The organism is Mycobacteroides saopaulense, assembly GCF_001456355.1.
In the GTDB taxonomy this organism is placed as follows: Bacteria; Actinomycetota; Actinomycetes; order Mycobacteriales; family Mycobacteriaceae; genus Mycobacterium; species Mycobacterium saopaulense.
Map to the genome: position 1 here is coordinate 640337 of NZ_CP010271.1, position 18667 is coordinate 659003.

Annotated in this window: 23 protein-coding genes; 13 read left to right on the forward strand and 10 right to left on the reverse strand. The window is 65.1% G+C overall.

Annotated elements, in window-relative coordinates; translation table 11 throughout:
* The first annotated feature begins 3 nt into the window (after positions 1–3).
* From MYCSP_RS03220 to purM, 3 genes are all read left to right on the forward strand, one after another.
* Positions 4–1002 carry a Rieske 2Fe-2S domain-containing protein gene (locus MYCSP_RS03220; RefSeq protein WP_088413163.1) on the forward strand — a complete coding sequence of 333 codons (999 nt, stop codon included), beginning with the start codon at positions 4–6 and terminating at the stop codon, positions 1000–1002.
* On the forward strand, positions 999–2072 hold the full coding sequence (locus tag MYCSP_RS03225; protein ID WP_088413164.1) for an NAD(P)H-dependent amine dehydrogenase family protein: 1074 nt from the start codon (positions 999–1001) through the stop codon (positions 2070–2072). The genes MYCSP_RS03220 and MYCSP_RS03225 overlap by 4 nt, the downstream gene beginning before the upstream one ends.
* A gap of 104 nt (positions 2073–2176) precedes the next feature.
* The gene (gene purM, locus MYCSP_RS03230) at positions 2177–3256 is read left to right on the forward strand and encodes a phosphoribosylformylglycinamidine cyclo-ligase (protein ID WP_070913130.1); all 1080 of its coding nucleotides are present in this window, start codon (positions 2177–2179) and stop codon (positions 3254–3256) included.
* Positions 3257–3289: 33 nt separating this feature from the next.
* On the opposite strand, the gene MYCSP_RS03235 is transcribed toward purM, so the two are convergent.
* Both MYCSP_RS03235 and ygfZ read right to left on the reverse strand, forming a co-directional pair.
* Positions 3290–3469: a DUF3073 domain-containing protein gene (locus tag MYCSP_RS03235; RefSeq protein ID WP_070913129.1), complete on the reverse strand. Its 180-nt coding sequence runs from the start codon at positions 3467–3469 to the stop codon at positions 3290–3292.
* Positions 3470–3584: 115 nt separating this feature from the next.
* Positions 3585–4679: a CAF17-like 4Fe-4S cluster assembly/insertion protein YgfZ gene (gene ygfZ / locus MYCSP_RS03240; protein WP_088413165.1), complete on the reverse strand. Its 1095-nt coding sequence runs from the start codon at positions 4677–4679 to the stop codon at positions 3585–3587.
* A gap of 37 nt (positions 4680–4716) precedes the next feature.
* Between ygfZ and MYCSP_RS03245 the strand changes: the two genes are divergently transcribed.
* Entirely contained in the window at positions 4717–5571 is an 855-nt protein-coding gene (locus tag MYCSP_RS03245; RefSeq protein WP_088413166.1) for an aminodeoxychorismate lyase, read from the forward strand.
* Positions 5572–5830: 259 nt separating this feature from the next.
* On the opposite strand, the gene MYCSP_RS03250 is transcribed toward MYCSP_RS03245, so the two are convergent.
* Positions 5831–6448 carry an FABP family protein gene (locus MYCSP_RS03250; RefSeq protein WP_083017987.1) on the reverse strand — a complete coding sequence of 206 codons (618 nt, stop codon included), beginning with the start codon at positions 6446–6448 and terminating at the stop codon, positions 5831–5833.
* 347 nt (positions 6449–6795) lie between these two features.
* Here MYCSP_RS03250 and MYCSP_RS03260 point away from each other — a divergent pair, with 347 nt between their 5' ends.
* Complete coding sequence (locus MYCSP_RS03260; RefSeq protein ID WP_083018019.1) at positions 6796–7170, forward strand: hypothetical protein; 375 nt, start codon at positions 6796–6798, stop codon at positions 7168–7170.
* A gap of 162 nt (positions 7171–7332) precedes the next feature.
* Positions 7333–7674, forward strand: a complete 342-nt coding sequence (locus MYCSP_RS03265) for a hypothetical protein (RefSeq protein WP_083017988.1) — start codon at positions 7333–7335, stop codon at positions 7672–7674.
* Positions 7675–7680: 6 nt separating this feature from the next.
* Here the strand turns inward: MYCSP_RS03265 and MYCSP_RS03270 are convergent, their stop codons facing one another.
* Positions 7681–8334 (reverse strand): response regulator, encoded by a 654-nt coding sequence (locus tag MYCSP_RS03270; protein ID WP_083017990.1) that lies wholly within the window; start codon positions 8332–8334, stop codon positions 7681–7683.
* A 190-nt stretch (positions 8335–8524) separates the two neighbouring features.
* Here MYCSP_RS03270 and MYCSP_RS03275 point away from each other — a divergent pair, with 190 nt between their 5' ends.
* From MYCSP_RS03275 to MYCSP_RS03290, 4 genes are all read left to right on the forward strand, one after another.
* Positions 8525–9952 carry a DUF4118 domain-containing protein gene (locus MYCSP_RS03275; RefSeq protein WP_083018021.1) on the forward strand — a complete coding sequence of 476 codons (1428 nt, stop codon included), beginning with the start codon at positions 8525–8527 and terminating at the stop codon, positions 9950–9952.
* 341 nt (positions 9953–10293) lie between these two features.
* Entirely contained in the window at positions 10294–10950 is a 657-nt protein-coding gene (locus tag MYCSP_RS03280; protein WP_083017992.1) for an MspA family porin, read from the forward strand.
* Positions 10951–10968: 18 nt separating this feature from the next.
* The gene (locus MYCSP_RS03285; RefSeq protein ID WP_088413168.1) at positions 10969–11535 is read left to right on the forward strand and encodes a hypothetical protein; all 567 of its coding nucleotides are present in this window, start codon (positions 10969–10971) and stop codon (positions 11533–11535) included.
* A 41-nt stretch (positions 11536–11576) separates the two neighbouring features.
* The gene (locus MYCSP_RS03290; protein WP_088413169.1) at positions 11577–12146 is read left to right on the forward strand and encodes a hypothetical protein; all 570 of its coding nucleotides are present in this window, start codon (positions 11577–11579) and stop codon (positions 12144–12146) included.
* 92 nt (positions 12147–12238) lie between these two features.
* Here MYCSP_RS03290 and MYCSP_RS03295 read toward each other — a convergent pair whose 3' ends face one another.
* The 6 genes from MYCSP_RS03295 to lmeA all read right to left on the reverse strand — a co-directional run bounded on the left by MYCSP_RS03295 (position 12239) and on the right by lmeA (position 15355).
* The gene (locus MYCSP_RS03295) at positions 12239–12544 is read right to left on the reverse strand and encodes a DUF1416 domain-containing protein (protein ID WP_005064245.1); all 306 of its coding nucleotides are present in this window, start codon (positions 12542–12544) and stop codon (positions 12239–12241) included.
* A gap of 2 nt (positions 12545–12546) precedes the next feature.
* The gene (locus MYCSP_RS03300) at positions 12547–13380 is read right to left on the reverse strand and encodes a sulfurtransferase (protein WP_083017998.1); all 834 of its coding nucleotides are present in this window, start codon (positions 13378–13380) and stop codon (positions 12547–12549) included.
* Between the two features lie 40 nt (positions 13381–13420).
* A complete protein-coding gene (locus MYCSP_RS03305; protein ID WP_070913119.1) occupies positions 13421–13894 on the reverse strand; it encodes a DUF4395 domain-containing protein in 474 nt (157 codons plus the stop codon).
* Positions 13895–13975: 81 nt separating this feature from the next.
* The gene (locus tag MYCSP_RS23680; protein ID WP_407661587.1) at positions 13976–14179 is read right to left on the reverse strand and encodes an Ms5788A family Cys-rich leader peptide; all 204 of its coding nucleotides are present in this window, start codon (positions 14177–14179) and stop codon (positions 13976–13978) included.
* Entirely contained in the window at positions 14097–14507 is a 411-nt protein-coding gene (locus MYCSP_RS03310) for a thioredoxin family protein (protein ID WP_083018023.1), read from the reverse strand. The genes MYCSP_RS23680 and MYCSP_RS03310 overlap by 83 nt, the downstream gene beginning before the upstream one ends.
* A gap of 44 nt (positions 14508–14551) precedes the next feature.
* Positions 14552–15355 carry a mannan chain length control protein LmeA gene (lmeA, locus tag MYCSP_RS03315; RefSeq protein WP_083018025.1) on the reverse strand — a complete coding sequence of 268 codons (804 nt, stop codon included), beginning with the start codon at positions 15353–15355 and terminating at the stop codon, positions 14552–14554.
* Between the two features lie 176 nt (positions 15356–15531).
* Between lmeA and MYCSP_RS03320 the strand changes: the two genes are divergently transcribed.
* The 3 genes from MYCSP_RS03320 (at position 15532) to pstS (ending at position 18548) form a co-directional block, all read left to right on the forward strand.
* Positions 15532–16329: a winged helix-turn-helix transcriptional regulator gene (locus MYCSP_RS03320; protein WP_083018027.1), complete on the forward strand. Its 798-nt coding sequence runs from the start codon at positions 15532–15534 to the stop codon at positions 16327–16329.
* Positions 16330–16351: 22 nt separating this feature from the next.
* Positions 16352–17242 (forward strand): mycothiol synthase, encoded by an 891-nt coding sequence (gene mshD / locus MYCSP_RS03325; RefSeq protein WP_083018000.1) that lies wholly within the window; start codon positions 16352–16354, stop codon positions 17240–17242.
* 166 nt (positions 17243–17408) lie between these two features.
* The gene (pstS, locus tag MYCSP_RS03330) at positions 17409–18548 is read left to right on the forward strand and encodes a phosphate ABC transporter substrate-binding protein PstS (protein WP_088413171.1); all 1140 of its coding nucleotides are present in this window, start codon (positions 17409–17411) and stop codon (positions 18546–18548) included.
* Positions 18549–18667: the final 119 nt, after the last annotated feature.

Genomic DNA, 18667 nt, shown 5'->3' on the forward strand with positions numbered 1-18667 from the left:
CCGATGCCGAAGCCGCCGTTGTCGATGAAGCCCACGGGGTGGTTCCAGGTCGCGTGGTCCGCGGAGATCGCGGTCGGGGCTGTGCACCGGATGACCTATTTCGGGCGCGAGATGGTGGCCTGGCGCGCGCGGTCGGGAGAACTGGCGGTGATGGACGCCCATTGCGAGCATCTCGGCGCGCATTTGGGCCACGGTGGTCACGTCGAGGGTGACCGCATCGTCTGCCCATTCCACGGCTGGGAGTGGAACCGCGACGGCAGGAACGTGTGCATACCCTACGAAAAGCGCCCAAACCCGTTGCGGCGCATTCGAAGCTATCCGGTGACGGAACGCAATGAGGCGGTGTACATCTGGCACGACATCGACGGGGGTGCGCCGTACTTCGACGTCCCCGATGTCTTCGGTGGATTCGGTGACGGCAGTAGCGCCCGAGACTACTATCCGGGTTTTCCGCACAGCACCCTGTATCGCGAACGGCTGCAACTGCATCCGCAATACGTCCTCGAGAACGGGGTCGACTTCGCGCATTTCAAGTACGTGCACAAGACGCCGTTCGTACCGAAATTCACCCGCCAGGAATTCGAGGAGCCGATCTCCTATGTCGACTTCACGATCGCATTCGACGAGATACCGGGCATGTCTGCCGACGACATGGCCAGTGGGGTGCAGGCCATCAACGGTGGCTTGGGCGTCGCCGTCACGAAAAGTTGGGGCATGATCGACAACCGCACTGTCTCGGCGGTGACGCCCGTGGACGACGAGACCTGTGATGTCAGGTTCACGGTCTTCATCGGTAGGCAGCCCGGCGACCAGTCCGATGAGCCGCCGCACACCGCAAAGACGTTCTCGCAGGCCATCATCGACCAATTCCTCGCCGATATCCACATCTGGTCGCATCAAAGGTATTCGGATCCACCGGCGTTGGTACGTGCCGAGTACGAGGGCTTCATCGCCCTGCGCAGGTGGGCAACGCAGTTCTATCCGGAGGAGATCAGAGCATGAGTGCAATCAGGGTGTTTCAGGTCGCCACTGGAAATGTCGGCACCGAGATGATCAAACGCATCGCCCGGCATCCCGACCTGGAATTGGCCGGATTGCATTGCTACTCACCGGAGAAGATCGGTCGAGATGCTGGAGCTCTCGTGGGGCTGGAACCCAACGGGGTCATCGCCACCGGCACTGTGGAGGAGATCATCGCCGCCAAACCCGACGTGCTGACCTTCCATGGTGTATTCCCCGACGAGGAGCTGTACGTCAAGGTGCTGGAGGCCGGCATCGACATCGTCACCACCGCCGACTGGATCACCGGGCACCACCGCGACCGGAACCACCCGCATCCCTCGGGACGCCCCACCACCGAGGTGCTGCGGGAAGCATGCGAACGCGGCGGGTCCACATTCTACGGCACGGGCATGAATCCGGGGCTGACGCAGATCCTGGGCGTGGTCCATTCGTGCGATGTCGCCGACATCGAGAACGTGACCGTCATCGAATCGGTGGATGTGTCCTGCCATCACTCGGTGGATTCCTGGGAGATGGTCGGATACGGACGCCCCATAGACGATCCAGCGATCCCAGCGATGCTCGAGAAGGGCACGCGTGTCTTCGCCGACGGGGTGTACCTGATGGCCGACTGTTTCGGCGTGGAACTCGACGACGTCACCTTCTCCTACGAACTGGGTGCCTGTACCGAAGATGTCGACCTGGGCTGGTACCGGCTGCCCAAGGGTTCCCTGGGAGCCAATTACCTGAAATACCAGGGGATTGTCGGCGGAGTACCCAAGGTCGAGGTGCACATCGAATGGCAGATGACGCCGAAAACCGAGCCGCATTGGAACGTCAAGGGCTGTTACATCACCAAGATCCAGGGCGACCCCTGCGTCTACAGCAAGCATATGGTCATCCCGAAACCAGGAACCGACTTTTCCGATCCGGCTGCCTTCGCATCCGTCGGAATGACGGTCACGGGCCTGCCGGCACTCAACGCCATCCGGAGTGTCATCGATGCCCCGCCGGGCATCCTTACCTCGGCCGACCTGCCGCTGCGCGGATTCGCGGGCCGGTTCAAGTAGGGCCGTGCGGACACCTCTGCCAGCTGGGACGGGTGGTTACGTGAGTCCCGACCCTCTCGGGCAGCGCACGGCCGTAACGGCAGACGGGTACCGTAAGGCCCGATATGAGCGAGCGAGCCGACAAACCCAGTAATTCGTATGCCGCGGCCGGGGTGGATATCGAAGCCGGCGACCGGGCGGTCGAACTATTCAAGACATCCGTCGCCAAGACGCATCGCCCCGAGGTGCTGGGCGGCATCGGCGGCTTCGCCGGGCTGTTCGCCCTCAAGGGCGGCTATCGCGAACCGGTCCTCGCGGCCTCCACCGACGGCGTCGGCACCAAGATCGCTGTCGCGCAGGCGATGGACAAACGCGACACCGTCGGCCTGGACCTGGTGGCCATGGTGGTCGACGACCTCGTCGTGTGCGGTGCCGAGCCGCTTTTCCTGCAGGACTACATCGCCGTCGGCAAGGTGGTGCCCGAGCGCGTCAGTGAGCTGGTCGCGGGCATCGCCGAGGGGTGCGCCATCGCCGGCTGCGCCCTGCTCGGTGGTGAGACCGCCGAACACCCCGGCTTGATGGCTCCCGACGACTTCGACCTGTCGGCCACCGGCGTGGGCATCGTGGAAGCAGACCGGGTGCTGGGACCGGACCGAGTGCGTCCCGGTGACGTGGTGATCGCGATGGGCTCCTCGGGCTTGCATTCCAACGGGTACTCACTGGCGCGGCACGTGCTGCTGGAGATCGACCGGATGGACCTGTTCGGACAGGTCGAAGAGTTCGGCCGCACGCTGGGCGAGGAGCTCCTGGAGCCCACCCGTATCTACGCCAAGGACTGCCTCGCGCTGGCCGCCGAGACCGAGGTGCGCACGTTCTGCCACGTCACCGGTGGCGGGCTCGCGGGCAACTTGGCCCGCGTCATCCCCGAGGGATTGGTCGCCGAGCTCGATCGGGGAAGCTGGACCCCGGGCCCTATCTTCGGCATGATCGCCCAGCGCGGCCGCATCGAGCGCGCCGAGATGGAGAAGACCTTCAACATGGGCGTCGGCATGGTCGCCGTGGTCGCGCCCGAAGACGTCGACCGGGCCCTGGCGGTGCTGACCGCACGACACATCGACTGCTGGACCCTCGGCACCATCAAGAAGTCGGGCAAGGATTCGGGCAGCGATCGTGCCTTGCTGGTAGGGCAGCACCCGAGGTTCTAGAACGGGACCTCGGGGTATTGACCGGGGGCCGTCTTAGCGGCGCCAGGCGTCCTCGTCGTCCGCCCAGCGGTCGCCGGTGCGGTCGTCGTCCGGCTGAGATACCGGAGCACCCGAAAGTTCACGGCGGAGTTGCTCAAGATCCGTGTGAGGAGAGCTGTACTTCAGCTCGCGAGCAACCTTGGTCTGCTTTGCCTTTGCCCGGCCGCGGCCCATGGGGGAACCCCCTCGCGCAATAGCGGAGCGGCCCGATTCGAGGGCGGCTCCGGTGGAGTTTGTTTATCGATCCTGACGATAGTTTAGCGTGCCGATCCACCAACTGCTGCACGCCCTAACTGCCCAGTTGGCCGGACCCCTGTCGTAGGCGGTTCACCGCGTCCCGTCCGCGCTGCTCACCATGCAGGTCGGGTAGTAGATCGAGGTCGATGGCGGCCGGCGACGGACCAGCGGAAAGGGGTGCCGGATTGCCGTCCGCGAGGGCCTCGACGACCGATCGTTTGACCAAAGCCAGGGCGATGGGTCCCAGGTCGACATGGTCGGTCACGGAGCCCACCCGGCCCACGGCGCGTCCGCCCGCGGCCACCTCGTCGCCGGTGGACGGGCGGTCGGCAGAGCCGTCCAGATGCAGCAACACCAGAACCCGCGGCGACTTACCCAGATTGTGCACCCGGGCCACCGTCTCCTGGCCGCGGTAGCAGCCCTTGGTCAGGTGCACGGCCCGGGGATCGTCGTCGACGGCGATCCACGCCACCTCATGGGGGATGGTTCTTTCGTCGGTATCCACGCCGAGCCGGGGACGCGCGGCGGCGACGCGGAGCGCCTCGAAGGCCCATAGACCCGCCGGCCGTACGCCCAGACGCTCGGCGAGGCCCTGACCGGACGGGACGAGGAGGTCGAAGGTCGCATCGGGAAGGGGCCAGGGCACCCGCCTGATGAGGCCGCCGCCGGGCAGGGCCACCGCGCGGTCGAAATCGGGGAGCGCCGCGATCCCGAGCTTGTCGGCCAGGCCATCGGTATCCGGCCCGAGCAGGGTGAAGACCTTCAGATCGGACGAGGCGACCTCGACCTTCGCCCAGAACACCATCTTGGCGAGGAAGTCCTTGAGCGCCTGACCGCGCCACGGCTCGGTGTCCAGGTAGGTGACGCCGTCCAGATCGGTTTGTATCCAGTGGTCCTCGACACGGCCCTGGCCGTCGAGATTGAGGTTCTCCCGTGTCTGGCCATCCTGCAGATCGGCGACATGCTGGCTGGATATGGTGTGCAGCCAGCTGAGTCGTTCAGGGCCGGACAGGGTGATCACGGGGCGCGTCGACCGATCGATGAGGGCGGCGCCGGTCAGTGCGGCGCGCTGCTCACCGAGCGGGTCGCCGTAGTGCCACACGGCACCGCTGTCCGGGTTGCCTTCGGGTACGTAAACAGCCGTCATGATGGATTCAACTCTACGACCGCTAATCTCATTGCCCATGGCGGTAGCGGTGGTGGTCACACTCGACGGTGAAGTGCATGACCCGTCGGTGCCGCTGCTACATGCCGATGAGCTTGCCGCCGTTCGCGGCGACGGCGCCTTCGAGACGTTGCTGCTGCGTGGCGGCCTGGTCTGCAAGCTGGATGCGCACCTGGATCGGATGGCGGGGTCGGCGGCATCGATGGACCTGGCCGAGCCCGACCGAGATCGGTGGCGTGCGGCCGTCGAGATCGGTGTGCAGCAATGGAACTCGATATCGCGTGGAGATGCGATGCTGCGGCTGGTGTACACCCGCGGGCGCGAAAGCGGAGGGGGCGCAACGGCATACCTGACCATTGCGCCGGTTCCGCAGCGCTCGCTGCTGGCGCGGCGTGATGGTGTCTCGGTGATCACCCTGGACCGGGGGTTGCCCGCGCAACCCGCCGAGCCGCTGCCGTGGCTGCTGTCGGGGGCCAAGACGTTGTCGTACGCGATCAACATGTCCGCCCTGAGGTACGCCGAAAATCGCGGGGCTCAGGACGTCATCTTCGTGAGCTCGGATGGATTCGTTCTGGAGGGGCCGCGGTCGACGGTCATCGTGGACACCGGGGACGCCCTGGTTACCCCGTTTCCGGAGCACGGAATTCTGCACGGAACCACTCAACGGGCGCTCTTCGAGGTGGCGGCGGCTGAGGGTGTCGCGTGTCGGTACGGGGCGCTTACCCCTGCCGATTTGGTTGCTGCCCAAGATATCTGGATGTTGGCGAGTATCACTCTCGCTGCCCGCGTGCACACGCTCGACGGCGTCACACGGCCCGCGGGTCCGCTGGCGGCACGGCTGCCCGAGCTGGTGGACAAGGCCGTCGCGCTCTGATTCGGATCGCCGCAGAATAAATCGGTTGTCGCGCACTCTTTTGCGTCGTACCTTCGGTGGTACACAAGGAAGGAGGTGGTCCGAGACATTGATTGCTTATTGGACATGTGAGGTGGCTGCTCGCTAGCTGCAGCCATGCGCTGCGGTGGGCAAATCCACGGCAGCCACCCGGCCCCCGAACCCTCGATTAGTCCGATCGAGCCGAACGGTTCGGGGGCCGCCCCATATCCGGGGCGGAGTGTGCAGTCGGGAAAAGTCTTTAGCCCGCGAACCGTGACAACCGCGCCGACAGATGCGGTGCCAGGCCGCCATCGGCGCCCACCCGCTCCTCGACATAGGCCAGATCGCCACCATCGACGATGCCGTACAGGCGCTTGGCTCCGCCGATCAGTGCACCGGACTTGCTTCGGGCCAGCGCATCGGTCACCAGCTCCCAGGACGAGGCATTGCGCGGCTGGCCGTAGAACAGCTCCACGAAGCCCGCGGCATGTGCCAGCACCAACTCGATGGCCTGGTTCTCGTCAGGATCATCCGGATCGGGCGCAAACCGCCAGAAACCGCTTTCGCGCAGCGTCAGGCGCTCGAACTGTCCATCGGCATCCAGTCGCCACGACCTCGAATCCCAGGTGAGGTAGTCGCTGCCGTCATGGGCGACGACTATCTGCTGCCCGAAGCGGTAGTCGCCGTCGGCATCTCGCCCCTCGCCCTCACCGCGCCACACCCCGACCAAAGGCAGCAGCGCGAGCATCGTCTCATTGAGGTCCGCGCCCTCTCGCAGGTTCGCGGTATCGGCGGGGATGGGAAGGTCTTGAAAGGTGGGGAGATTCCGGCCCACCGATGGCCGCGGTTCGGCGGCGTTCGGATCCGGTTCCGTCACGACTCGTCGGTGATCAGCCGGTACAGCGCGTAGAGCGCGAACCAGGTGATGACGACAACGGCAGCCACCAACGCGATCTCGAAGAAGAGCACCACGAGCAGGGAGCTTACCTGGGATAACGGTGTGACCCACAACTCGCCGGGTAACGTCCGTTCCAGCTACCGCGATGGAAGGGTGTGACGATCTTGCTGGGACGTTTGTTATCTGCATTTTTAATGCCGGTTGTTGCGTCAGTAGCCCTGATCACTGCGCCTGCAGCGAATGCACAGCCACCCAAGTTTCCGGATGTCGACTCCTACCCGGCCGCCGATCTGGGTGAGTATCGGGTGATCGGCGCGCACCCGAGCATGTCGGGCTGGGTCTTCAGCACTCCTGGCGGTCTCGCGTGTCAGAGCAACATGATCGCCGATCTGGGTGTGTCCTGTACCGGACGGATTGTGGGTGCCGGTGAAGGGATGAACACGGTGGCGGTGTCGCTGACCAAGCCGGGGCTCATCGCGCAGTACGAGCAGACTCCCGACGACCGCCCGTATCCGTTGTTGCCGACTGGGACCAAGCTCGCGCCGGGCAATGGGGTCGTGTGCGCCGTCATCGCCGACGATGCGCTGGCCTGCCGGGCGCAGAAGCCCGCCTCCTGGCCCCAGGACACCCCGGATCCGCCTGATCGTCACTACGGCGAGCACGGCTTCGTCGTGCAGCCCTCCGGCAGCTGGTCGTACTGAGCGGCGAGCTCCGGGCATCGTGGGGGTAAGCCTCCATGAACATTGGGTGTCCGTCTGGATGCCGGCAGATGGCGTGCGCGGGACGATAACGGCGTGGGCGTCGTGGATAAGAAACCAGCTGTGCGGCAATCAAAGTCATTCCTGTCCGGAATTGGTGCGGGTATGGTCGCGCTGGCGCTGACCCTGGCCACACCGGCGCTTGCCTACGCGGCACCCGTCAAGCCCACTCCGGTGCCGTCACCGAACCATGACGGCGAGTGGCTCGACGGCGGCATGGCGCCCAGCGAGGCGCAGCAGCCGCGCGACAGCGCCGGTGGCTGGGTCGATCACCCCAGTGGTACCGGACCTCAGTGCATGGACAGGGGCGTCATCTGTCGTACCGGAATCTGGTATCCCGACCAGGTGCAAAGTCAACGGGGCCAACCGGAATGGGTGCAGTTGCCCGACGCCACCGGCCCCGAATGTGAGAACCCCGGCGTTGTCTGCGGCAACACGGCGTCGTAGCCGGCGTCAGGTGCCCGCCAGGAAGGTGATCACCGCCAGCACCCGGCGGTGATATTCGTCGGTTTCGGTGAGATTCAACTTCGTCATCACGTTGTGAACGTGCTTTTCCACGGTGCTCTCGGTAATCCACAGCCGACGGGCGATACCGGTGTTCGACAGTCCCTCGGCCATCACCGCCAGCACCTCTCTTTCCCGCCCGCTCAGCGCGTCGACGGGGTGGTCCCCACGGCGGGCCATGACCAGTTCCTTGACCAAAGCGGGGTCCAATACCGCGGCCCCTGCGGCGATACGGTTCAACGCATCGAGGAAGTCCGCGACATCGCCGATGCGGCTCTTGAGGAGATAGCCCCGTCCCTCTCCGGTGGCCACGAGCTCAATGGCGTACTCCGCCTCCACATGTGCGGAGAGGACGAGCACACCGGTTTCTGGGAACTCCTTGTGAATTGCCCGGGCCGCATCGAGTCCTTCGGTGGTGTGCGTCGGCGGCATCCGGATATCGGTGACCACAAGATCAGGCTTGTGAGCTCTGACCAAGGTCATCAGCTCGACCGCATCACGCGCCTGGCCCACAACCTCGAAGTTCGAATGGTCCAGAAGGCTTGCGATCCCTTCCCGAAGGAGTACGTCGTCATCGGCGATTACCACGCGCGGGGCGGCCACGGCGCCAGGGTAGCGGCACTTCCTGTGTGGCTATATTCGAAGTGGCAGGACATATCTGGGTCCCAGAGGTAAGGAAGTTCGAGACGTGGCTCCCACCACCTCCATGCTGTCGCCGGGGCCGCCCGCGGTATCCGGCGGATGGGTCGACACCGGGCACGGCGGGTCGTCGCCTCGATTGCGGGGATGGCTGATGCTGCCCTTTCGTCCGGGTGCCCCGCCGGCTGCGATTCCCGGAATCCTTGTTGCGACAAGCTTTCTGGTCGGTGAGACCATCGCGCTGTTGCTCTTGCGGCATTTCGCGCCAACCGAGCGCATGGGCGCGATCTATCTGCTCGGAATCTTGGTGGTGTCGGCGATATGGAGCCTGCGGCTCGCGGTGGCCACCTCGATTGCCAGTGCCATCACCTTCGATTACGTGCGCGACTGGCCGCATGGCCATGTGCTGTCGGTCGAGCTGCAGAACGGCATCGTCCATACGATCTTCCTGGTCGTCGCGTTGGTGGCCAACGGGCTGGCCGGCCTGGCTCGCGCCCGTACCAATGAGGTCGAAGCGCGCCGTCGGGAGGCGGCTGCCGTCGCCAGGCAACAGGCAGGGTTGCGCCGAATAGCGACGCTCGTCGCGCGGGGTGTCGCGCCTGCGGAGGTGTTCTCGGCGTTGGTCGACGAGATGGTCCATTGCCTGCACGCCGATGCCGCGGTTCTGCTGCGGTATGAGACAAGCAACGACGCCACCATCATCGCGGCGTCGGGCGCCACCGGGGTGGACCATCTGCCGGGCGCCCATCTCGCGCTGGAAGACGGTGCGCAGGCCGGGCCGGCGATGGGATTCGACGCCAGTGTGTGCGCGCCCATCCGGGTTGGCGGGTGCACCTGGGGCGCGGCTGTTCTGCGAGTGAAAGGCCTTGAGGCTGAACTGGTTAACGATTTCGCGGAGCTGGCCGCCACCGCGATCGCGAACGCGCACACCCGAGAAGAGCTCACCGCCTCACGTGCGCGGATCGTGACCGCGGGAGACGAGGCGCGTCGTCGTTTGGAACGCGATCTGCATGACGGTGTGCAGCAGCGCCTTGCCTCGCTGCGCCTGCGACTCGGCATGGTGACGGCGACATTGCCCGCAGGTCTGCCGGATGTGGCCGAGCAGCTTGCGGAGCTGAATGCCGGATTGATCGGTGTCGCCGAGGATCTACAGGAATTCTCGCGAGGTGTTCATCCGGCGATCCTGTCCAGTGGCCTGCGGCCCGCGTTGTGCACCCTGGCGCGGCGTTCGGCCGTTCCCGTCACCATCGAGGTGAACGTCGACGACCCGATTGCCGCGCCGGTCGAGATGGCCGCGTATTACGTGTTGGCTGAGGCACTTGCCAACGCCGCCAAGCACTCTGCCGCGAGCCGAGTGCAGGTCTCTGTGCGATGCGACGGGCCGGATCTGCGGATGACCATCCGCGATGACGGCGTCGGCGGAGCCAGCCCCCGGAAAGGGTCAGGACTCATCGGCCTGACTGACAGGGTCGAGGCGCTGGGGGGCCAATTGAGTGTGGCCAGTCCCATCGGGCGCGGCACTTCTCTGGACGTGTCGATACCCAATTCGCTGACCGAGACGGCCCTGCGCAACCACAGCTGACCGGTCGCCGTGCCTCTATGGGGGAAAACCACACCCACTGAATAGCGGAAAACCGCAGCAATTTCCAAGTTTGGTCACCGTTAACCAATATTCGAGGCGGCGTTAACTGTTTTCTAGCTAGATGAGACCCGCTCCGCGTCGGAACCGTTATCAGACGGAATTACGACCGGAGGAATTATCGCGTCAGAAGAGCAATGAACTGGGGAGATCGTGGTGAAAAGTGTGCAATTTCATTGTCTGAGGGTCGGTCCAAGAATGCCTTGACCCGGCCGAATTCGCCGCTTCCAGTGAATTTTACAAACACGAGTATCGCAATATCGGGGACCATTCGAAAGGCTCACATGGCAGCAATGTTTGTTCGACGTATCTGGACCGCCTGCATTGCGGTAATTCTCTGCGGTATGACCGTTGCTGAAGCGCCTGCGGCACTGGCGGAACCGGTGACCATGCAGCCGGAAGACATGGATCAGGTGACGCCCGACGGATGGCATATCCACCTGAACAGTTACAACGAGGTCGTCAACTCGATTCCCAACCTCGCCAATGCGACGAACTCCCGGGAAGCCTTCGTCAATCTCTATTCATCGGCGACCGTCAGCGGCGGGCAGGGATCGATCCTCGACAGCCTGTTCATCATGGGGTACCAGCTGGGTTGCCAATCGGATGTGTCCAGCGGTCTGCAATTGGGTGGCGCCGTCTCCGGCGGCGTGAGTGGAACCGGATCGCTCGGGTCGAGCAACTCCATCGGCGGATCCGCGGGTGCCGGAGCCACGGGGTATGTGCAGACAGACCTTGAGCCCGGCGTCATCGTGGACCTGCCGATGTCGAACATGGCGCTCAGTCCGGCGGGCAGGGCAACGCTGGACGTGACGAACCTGCACGTCAAGGTGGACGCCTGCGGCGGTGACGTCACCATTCGGTCATACGGGTATCTGCGGATCTCGACCACCAATGCGCACTCCTCGTACGCCATTTACGGCGAACCAATCAAGATCTAGGCGAGGGTGGTCCATTCGATGGCGTCACATATCAGCAGGGGAACGGGGCTGGCCGCGATGCTCCTCGGGGTTGGCCTGCTCGTTGCCCCGATCGCATCGGCAGCTCCCTCCCCTCCCGCTCCTCCCGGCCCGCCGCCGGGGTATGACGGGCTGCCGTACCACAACATGCCGGGCCGGATCGGCCACCAACCGGGCGCCTACACCTACATTCTCGGCTTTTGGATGCGACCGCGTCGCGTGCTCGATGCCGCGGGCACCGGTGCCATGAGCAACACGGACTCGGTGTCTGCCGAATATGGGATGCCCGGCTCGGAACTCGGCGTCGAACCGCTGCGGAACTCCACGTTGGGGGTCGCACCGGGCGTGCGTCCGGAATCGCCGTCGGAGTCCATCGGTGTGCCCAATCCCGCGGGAGGTGTGGTGCCCGGGGCCAATGCGCCCGGTGGTCTGGAAGATCCGGTTCCGGGTACGCACACACCGCGGCCGGCCGCCGATAGCGAATCTGTGCAGCCGAAGTCGGACGGAACCATCGCGCCCGGCTCGCTCAACAGCGGACCAGACCAGAACACCGCCCCGTCGAACTGAATTGTCATGCACCTCAACCGCATACATAAGGATGCCAACGTATGAGAGCACCTATTCGCCGAACGGGCGTGATCGCCGGGTTGGTGGCCGTCGGACTGCTCGGCGCACCCACTGCCGCAGCCGACCCCTCAGTTCCGGGCGACCCGACCGGGCAGATTTACACACCGCCCGGATACATCGGCTACTACCCGGGTGTCTACGGGCTGCAGTCCATCTGGTCGTTGACCCCGCCGCCCCGCGTCCGCGACGCGGGCGGCACACGGGCCATGACCAATGCCGATCCCGAGTCATCCCATGTCGGCTTGCCCGGCGATCGCCTCGGCGTCCAGTTGAAGCACGTCACGGTGAAACCGCATGAGGCCGGACCGCTCGGGCAGGCATTCGGCACCCGCCCGTCGTCACCGATGCAGCAGACCGCGACACCCGAGGCGGCCGGTGGCGTGGCACCGGGGGCCACGGCGGCCACCGGTCGACAGAACATCCCGACCGGTCAGCCCATCGGCCTGGAGAACCCATCGCCCAGCGGGGCACCCTCGGACAAGCCCCTGCCCGGCCTGGAGGCCAGGCAGCCGACCCGGAGCTCGAGCGCGGCGCCGGATACGGCCAATTGAGACGACGCCGTTCTGACGCGAGAAAGGCACTCAGGTACGGGATTCGGGCTGAATCCGCACCTGAGTGCCTTCGGGAGAGAGCGAAAGGCCGCTCAGCTCTCAATCTTGATGTCGACCTCGTGGATGCCGGCGCCGGTGGGGCTCACCGTCGCGGTGCCGTTCCCGGCTGACGACAACGCCCGCAGCGTCCAGTCGCCTGGGGCGGCGAAGAACCGGAAGTCGCCGGTCGCGGATGCCACCACCTCGGCGGTGAACTCGTCCGAGGAATCCAGCAGGCGCACGAATGCGCCGCCCACCGTCTGACCGTTGCCATCGACCACACGGCCGGTGATCACGGTTTCCTTCTCAACGTCAACGCCCGCCGGAATGGCCAGGCCCTGCTTCGGTGCACTGCACATAACTAGCTTCCCAACTCGATCGGGGCTCCCACGAGAGAGCCGTATTCGGTCCAACTGCCGTCGTAGTTCGTCACGTTCTGGTGTCCCAGGAGCTCCTGCAACACGAACCAGGTGTGCGAGGAACGCTCGCCGATGCGGCAGTACGCGATGGTTTCCTTCTCACCGTCCAGTCCCGCGTCGGCGTAGAGCTTGGCCAGCTCTTCGTCCGACTTGAAGGTGCCGTCTTCGTTGGCCGCCTTGCTCCACGGAACGTTGATGGCGCCGGGGACGTGCCCGGGGCGCTGGCTCTGCTCCTGCGGCAGGTGCGCGGGAGCCAGGATCTTGCCGGAGAACTCGTCGGGCGAACGCACGTCCACCAGGTTCTTGACGCCGATGGCGGCAATCACTTCGTCACGGAAAGCGCGGATGGAGTTGTCCGGCGCGGCCGCTTGGTACGAGGTCGCGGGCCGCGAGACGGTGTCGGTGGACAGCGGGCGGCCGTCCAGCTCCCACTTCTTGCGACCACCGTCGAGCAGCTTCACATCCTGGTGTCCGTACAGCTTGAAGTACCAGTAGGCGTACGCGGCGAACCAGTTGTTGTTGCCGCCGTACAGAACCACAGTGTCGTCGTTGCTGATGCCCTTGTCGGACAGCAGCTTCGAGAACTGCTGCTGATCGACGAAGTCGCGCTTGACCGCGTCCTGCAGATCGGTCTTCCAATCCAGCCTGACGGCGCCCTCGATGTGGCCGACGTCGTACGCGCTGGTGTCCTCGTCCACCTCCACGAACACCGTGTTGGGAGCGGAAAGGTTGTCTTGCGCCCATTGGGCGGAGACCAGTACGTCAGAGCGTGCCATAAAGGCTTCCTTTCAGGGGTTACTGAGTGGTTTCGTCGGGTTATTGGGCCGACGGTTGTGTACGGCGAAAGCGGGTCACGAGAGGGTACAGCTGGCAGCCCAGGCAGATGCCGAATGCGGCGTTCAGGAAGGCGGCACCGAGCGCGAAGGCGGTGGCGATCACGCCCAGCAGGGTGAGGCCGGTGGCGAATCCGGCGGTGCCGACCGCGGCGAAGGTGAAGCCCAGCAGCTGAGCGAACTGCAGCGGCGGTACGGGCTCGCGCTCGGTAACCGGGCTCAGCCGCGGCTGGATCAGCGTCCGGAAGATCGTTCCGTAGGGCGCGCGGTGCGGCCCCAGCAGTGCGCCGATCGCAAAGACCACCGTCTGGAGCCCCAGGATCACCGCTGCCGCGGTCGGCGACACGGCGGACACCGCCAGGGTGACGATGAGAACGGTGGTGGTGACCCAGGCGGAGAAGCGAGGGCCGCGGACGTCAACCTGACTGATTACAGGCGTTGGGTTGGCAGTGGTCATGGTTTGTTGTGCTCCTAAGGGTGGCGGAAATGGCTACACCTTTGGCGACCTGAATGCGGATGCACTCGAAGATGGCCGCGATTAGCAACAACAACAGCAGCAGCCCGCGACGCGGCACAGATCGACAGCGCGTCGTTTGGTGAGCATCGGCTCAAGGCGGGCTTGCACGGCGACGAGTTTACCGTGTTCTATCTGGATCGGCCTAGCCGATCTCCTGCAGCGCAGTCCGCAGGTCCGCGGCCTTGGGTACTCCGGACACTCGATAGGCCTGCCGCCCGGTGGCATCGAAGATGAAGGTCGTCGGCAGCGAAAGCACCGAGAGCGCCCGCGCGGCGTCGGGGTTGGCGTCGATGTCGACTTCGATGTGCGCCACGTCAGGCTGGCCCGCCGACACCTGATCGACGACCCGGCGCACCGACGCACACGGACCGCACCACACCGCGCTGAAGTGCACGATCGTCGGTCCGGTCGCCGAGAGTTCAATACCGGGCGGGGCCTGGATCTCGTCCGCGCCGTCCGGGCCTTCGCGCAGCTTGCCGGCCCTGCTCCGGATGGCCACCGCGATAAGGCTCGATGCCAGCAGCGCGACCGCGATGGCAATGACCGCGGTCACCAGTGGCGACGAGCCGCTCACCTGCAGAGCGGACAAACCTGGCGTCATGACTGCTTGAACGCGTCCAGGGAGATGGTTACTCCCTTGGCGATACCTTCGATGATCACATCTGATCCACGTGCGCCGACCGTTGTTGGTTCGATCGCGAAGGGCAGCTTTTGCCGGGGGACCACCTTGGTGAACGCGGAGAACACGCCGGCCTGCTGTTCTTCGGGCACATCACGGTCGGCCGTCCCGGGGCCCGTCACCACCGATGTGGCGACGAACTGCAGATCTGTCTTGTCGGGTCCACCGACGGACACGTCGACGGACACCGTCACCTTGTGCTGGAACTCGCCTGTCTTCGGTGTCCCGGTGAACAGCAGGCCCGTTCCCGTCGAGATGCCGGATTCGGTGGTGCCGCCGGTGGCATCGTTCTGTTCCTTGGGGGGCGGCTCCACAGCGAGGTCGTTGATCCCCATGAATCGACCCAGGTGATTGGAGTCGATGATGATCCGGCTCTCCACCCGATCCACGCGCAGCGGGGAGTCGGGACGGATCAGCCAAGACGCCTTGGAGATGTCGATGCCATGCAATGTGCCTTCCAGGGTCGCCTTCCCCGTTTCGGCGTGGTCGACACCGTGCGCCTTGATCTCCACTTCCTTGTAGCGGTGTGCAAGAGCTTGAGGAATGAAGGGAAACACCAGGATGGCGACCGACGGATCGGAGCTCAGGTTCGCCTCGGCGCGCAGCGTCCGGGACAGCCGATACTCGGCGTAGATCGCAAATCCGAAATCGGTGCCGGTGGCCGCGATTGCCAGTGCACACACCACCGCGATGGCAGCGATTAGGGGTTTGCGCATCTGCATATTCTGGCGTATTGCCACGCGTCCGCCGTTCACGACGGGGCTCGCCGCGGTTCACACAGGCGGCTCAATCCGCGCTTGTGGTCTTGACGTAAACGGCTCATCCGCGCTTACCAGCAGGTGGCGCGGTACATTATGGAACACCTGGAGACCGAAGCACCCGGGTGTTGGAGGGCTCGTTGGACCTGTTGCTGCTGACCGCTGACTCAAATCCGGATGCGGTGCTGCCGTCCCTGTCGCTGCTCGCCCATACCGTGCGACCGGTGCCCAGCGAGGTGTCCTCGCTCCTGGAAGCAGGTTCGGCCGACGTCGCCATCGTCGACGCGCGCACCGATCTGGCTTCCGCGCGCGGCCTGTGCCGACTGCTGGGTGCGGCCGGATCGTCGGTGCCGGTGGTCGCCGTGGTCAACGAGGGCAGCCTGGTGGCGGTCAACGTCGACTGGGGTCTGGACGACATCCTGCTGCCCGGAACGGGCCCTGCCGAGATCGATGCGCGACTGCGTCTGTTGGTGGGACGACGCGCCGGCGCGGTCAATGTGGAGAACGCCAGCAAGGTGGTGCTCGGCGAGCTGGTCATCGACGAGGGCACCTACACCGCACGGCTGCGCGGACGCCCGCTGGATCTGACCTACAAGGAATTCGAGCTTCTGAAGTATCTGGCCCAACACGCCGGCCGTGTCTTCACCAGGGCCCAGCTGCTCCAGGAAGTCTGGGGATATGACTTCTTCGGCGGCACTCGCACCGTGGACGTCCATGTGCGTCGACTGCGCGCAAAGCTCGGCGGCGAATACGAGTCGCTCATCGGAACCGTGCGCAACGTCGGTTACAAGGCGGTGCGCCCGCCGCGCGCGAAGGGTGACTCCGGAGCGCCCGAGAGTTCCGATGCCGAGGAATCCGATGTCGACGACGATGTGGTCGACGAGGACGGCGCCGACGAGGACTTCGCTGCCGAGCAAGGGACCCTCAACGCGGGGTGAATCCCCCGACTAGCGTGGCGGTATGACCGAATGGGTCCCGCTCCTCGACGATCAGCGCCAACTACAGATCCGCGAGTTGATCGTGGAGGCCTCCCGCGTCGACGGCGTTGCACCGGTCGGGGAGCAGGTGCTGCGCGAGCTCCGCGGAACCGCGGCCAAGCACCTTGTCGTCGAAGAAGGGGACGACGTGGTGGCGTATCTCAATGTGGTACTGCCGGACCAGGCCGCCCCCGAGAGTGCCACGGCCATGGCCGAATTGGTGGTCGCGCCGGCGGCCCGCCGCCGGGGAATCGGCTCGGAGCTGATTCGACAGGCTCTCGCGAAGGGTGGTGAGGCCACCCGGATCTGGGCCCACGGCAACCTGCCCGCGGCCAGGGCACTGGCCGCCAAGTTGGGGCTGGTGGCCCTACGGCGACTGCACCAGATGCGGCGGCCGCTGGCAGAGCTCCCTACGATCTCTGCTGACTCCAGCGTCGTGATCCGCCATTACGCTGGACCACAAGATGATTCGGAGCTGCTGCGTGTCAACAACGCCGCATTCGCCTGGCATCCGGAACAAGGGGGCTGGACGCTCGACGACCTGACGGGGAGGTTCGCCGAACCGTGGTTCGATCCGCGCGGACTGTTCCTGGCGTTTGACGAGCAGACTGGCGACCTCCTCGGATTCCACTGGACCAAAAAGCATTTGGACAAGCCGGGGGTGGGTGAGGTGTACGTCGTCGGGGTTGACCCCGCCGCACAGGGACGTGGACTGGGCCACCTGCTGACCTTGGTGGGGCTGCATCATCTGGCAGCGGTCGGCTTGCATACCGTGTTGCTGTACGTCGAATCGGACAACGCGGCGGCCTTACGGACCTATGAGCGGCTCGGATTCGGGGTGGCTCTCACCGACGCCGCCTACGGTCGCGGCTGACAAGGCGTTTACCTGCGATAACGACCGGACTGTCAAGTCTGTGAGTTCACTTTCCGTTCACCTGTGGGCGGGTGCCCGTCCATCGACTGCCTTTAGTTTCCGGGGTGCGCGTAGAAGCTCCATCCCCATCACCGTCGTCCATCACACATGCCAGAAAGCGAGAGCCGTGAACCTCAAGGCCGTGAACTTCAAGAACACCGGCACCACGATCTTCGCGGCCGCCGCCGCGGTCGCTCTGTCCGCAAGCCTCGCCGCCTGCGGTACCGACAACACCACCGGAGGCTCCTCCTCCAGCGCCTCAGGCTCTGCTTCCGCATCGGGCGACTGTGCGGGCAAGGCCAAGCTGAGTGCCGAGGGTTCCTCGGCCCAGAAGAACGCCTTCGACATCTTCGCCAATGAGTACTCGACCGCATGCTCCGGAAAGTCGATCAACTACAACCCCACCGGTTCGGGCAAGGGACGCGACAACTTCATCGCCGGCCAGGTCGACATCGGCGGTTCCGACTCGGCGCTGTCCGAGGAAGAAGCAGGCAAGGCCAAGGAGCGCTGCAGCGGCAACGAGGCATGGAACCTGCCCGTCGTCTTCGGTCCGATTGCCTTGGCGTACAACCTCCCCGGTGTCGACAAGCTGGTTCTGAACGCGGATACCGCCGCCAAGATCTTCACCGGTGCCATCACCACCTGGAATGACCCGGCCATCGCCGCCCTGAACCCGGGCGCGACGCTGCCCGACACCAGGGTCACGCCGGTGTACCGCAAGGACAAGTCCGGAACCAGTGAGAACTTCGGCAAGTACCTCACCACCGCGGCTCCGGAAAGCTGGACCAAGGGCAGCAGCGGCACCTGGGAAGGTGGCGCGGGTGAGAGCGCCGAGAAGTCCTCGGGTGTTGCCGAGAAGGTCAAGGCGCTGCCCGGTGCCATCACCTATGTGGAAAAGGGCTACGCCGACGACCTCAAGATGCCGTACGCGCAGATCGACAGCGGTGCCGGTGCCGTGGCGCTGACCCCGGAGACCGCCGCCGCTTCGGTGGAGACCGCCAAGTTCGCGGGCGAGGGTAACGACCTCAAGCTGGACCTGGCCTCGATCTACGGGACCAAGACCGCCGGCGCGTACCCGATCGTGCTGGCCACCTACGAGATCGTCTGCTCCAAGGGATACAAGGACGCCGACGTCGCCGCCGCGGTGAAGTCGTTCCTGACGGTCGCGGTGAACCAGGGACAGAAGGGTCTGGCCGATGTCGGCTACGCCCCGCTGCCCACGCAGTTCAAGTCCCGCCTCGAGACGGCCATCAAGGCGCTCTCCTAGCAGCGGTTTCGTCCCCACCCGGCGAGCTTGGGCAATCCGGGTGGGGACGTACCATCGACGACATAGACAGCGAGTCCGATGAGCAGCCAGACCAGCGGGATCGATCCCGTAGGGATAGC

Coding starts and splice junctions, on each gene's coding strand:
- MYCSP_RS03220 (WP_088413163.1), top strand. CDS start 4: ATGCCGAAGCCGCCGTTGTCGATGAAGCCCACGGGGTGGTTCCAGGTC.
- MYCSP_RS03225 (WP_088413164.1), top strand. CDS start 999: ATGAGTGCAATCAGGGTGTTTCAGGTCGCCACTGGAAATGTCGGCACC.
- purM (WP_070913130.1), top strand. CDS start 2,177: ATGAGCGAGCGAGCCGACAAACCCAGTAATTCGTATGCCGCGGCCGGG.
- MYCSP_RS03235 (WP_070913129.1), bottom strand. CDS start 3,469: ATGGGCCGCGGCCGGGCAAAGGCAAAGCAGACCAAGGTTGCTCGCGAG.
- ygfZ (WP_088413165.1), bottom strand. CDS start 4,679: ATGACGGCTGTTTACGTACCCGAAGGCAACCCGGACAGCGGTGCCGTG.
- MYCSP_RS03245 (WP_088413166.1), top strand. CDS start 4,717: ATGGCGGTAGCGGTGGTGGTCACACTCGACGGTGAAGTGCATGACCCG.
- MYCSP_RS03260 (WP_083018019.1), top strand. CDS start 6,796: ATGTCGGGCTGGGTCTTCAGCACTCCTGGCGGTCTCGCGTGTCAGAGC.
- MYCSP_RS03265 (WP_083017988.1), top strand. CDS start 7,333: ATGGTCGCGCTGGCGCTGACCCTGGCCACACCGGCGCTTGCCTACGCG.
- MYCSP_RS03275 (WP_083018021.1), top strand. CDS start 8,525: ATGCTGCCCTTTCGTCCGGGTGCCCCGCCGGCTGCGATTCCCGGAATC.
- MYCSP_RS03280 (WP_083017992.1), top strand. CDS start 10,294: ATGGCAGCAATGTTTGTTCGACGTATCTGGACCGCCTGCATTGCGGTA.
- MYCSP_RS03285 (WP_088413168.1), top strand. CDS start 10,969: ATGGCGTCACATATCAGCAGGGGAACGGGGCTGGCCGCGATGCTCCTC.
- MYCSP_RS03290 (WP_088413169.1), top strand. CDS start 11,577: ATGAGAGCACCTATTCGCCGAACGGGCGTGATCGCCGGGTTGGTGGCC.
- MYCSP_RS03295 (WP_005064245.1), bottom strand. CDS start 12,544: ATGTGCAGTGCACCGAAGCAGGGCCTGGCCATTCCGGCGGGCGTTGAC.
- MYCSP_RS03300 (WP_083017998.1), bottom strand. CDS start 13,380: ATGGCACGCTCTGACGTACTGGTCTCCGCCCAATGGGCGCAAGACAAC.
- MYCSP_RS03305 (WP_070913119.1), bottom strand. CDS start 13,894: ATGACCACTGCCAACCCAACGCCTGTAATCAGTCAGGTTGACGTCCGC.
- MYCSP_RS23680 (WP_407661587.1), bottom strand. CDS start 14,179: ATGCCACCGGGCGGCAGGCCTATCGAGTGTCCGGAGTACCCAAGGCCG.
- lmeA (WP_083018025.1), bottom strand. CDS start 15,355: ATGCAGATGCGCAAACCCCTAATCGCTGCCATCGCGGTGGTGTGTGCA.
- mshD (WP_083018000.1), top strand. CDS start 16,352: ATGACCGAATGGGTCCCGCTCCTCGACGATCAGCGCCAACTACAGATC.